1 pseudogene is annotated in these 744 nt (G+C 58.5%); it reads right to left on the bottom strand.

The window, feature by feature from the left end:
* A pseudogene (locus tag C5Y96_RS27290) lies at window positions 1-744 on the bottom strand (hypothetical protein); the annotation flags it as partial.

Genomic DNA, 744 nt, shown 5'->3' with positions numbered 1-744 from the left:
AGCTTGGGCGGGATGCTCGTCCTCGCCCAGCGCCAGTTGAGGCGTGACATACTGCAAGATTTCGCGATGAAACGAAAGACTGGAGAAACCGTTGTACTCGCGTCGCCACAAGCCGAACGGAAACTGCGAATAGCCATATTGATCCGGCGTCGCCAATCGGCCCAACACCGGAATACGATCAATCAGGCCCGGCTTGGGCCACGCCGTTAAATAACCGGGCGTCGATTGCATCATCCGCAAGGTGTTAAACAAGCCGCCGCTCGCATAGCTGTCGATCGGGAAGGGGACGTCCTGGAGGCCCACGGCGTAGTGATACAGCTGATTGTCAAAGTCGCCTTTGAGCACAACCTGCATCATCGCAACATCGCCCGGCGCAGGCACGATTTGACGTTTGATCGGCGGGCCGAGACGCTCGGTCAACATTCCATACTTCTCTTCGACGAACGGCGTCATCCGGGCGTCAATCGTCAGTCGTTCGGTTCCCTTGTCGTCGAGCTTAAACCGATAGATCCCCGCCATCAGCGGGTCCATTTGGCTCCAGTGCGAAACGTGGAACTCCCGCACCCGTTCAAAGTCGCGAGCCTCTTCCAAGTTGACGCTGGTCACCGCCACATCCGCGATCGGCAGAAAATTGCCTGGGGCGCCACGAAGCGAGTCTTGCAGCTTTCCGTCAATTTCGACGACGTGACTTCCGTCGGGGCGGCGACCGAACGAGGTCGGCAGAAACCCGTGTGCAATCAGCGT

It is taken from the genome of Blastopirellula marina (assembly GCF_002967715.1).
Taxonomy (GTDB): domain Bacteria; phylum Planctomycetota; class Planctomycetia; order Pirellulales; family Pirellulaceae; genus Bremerella; species Bremerella marina_B.
Note: the sequence above shows the minus strand (reverse complement) of the source record. Positions and strands in the feature narration are given on the sequence as shown.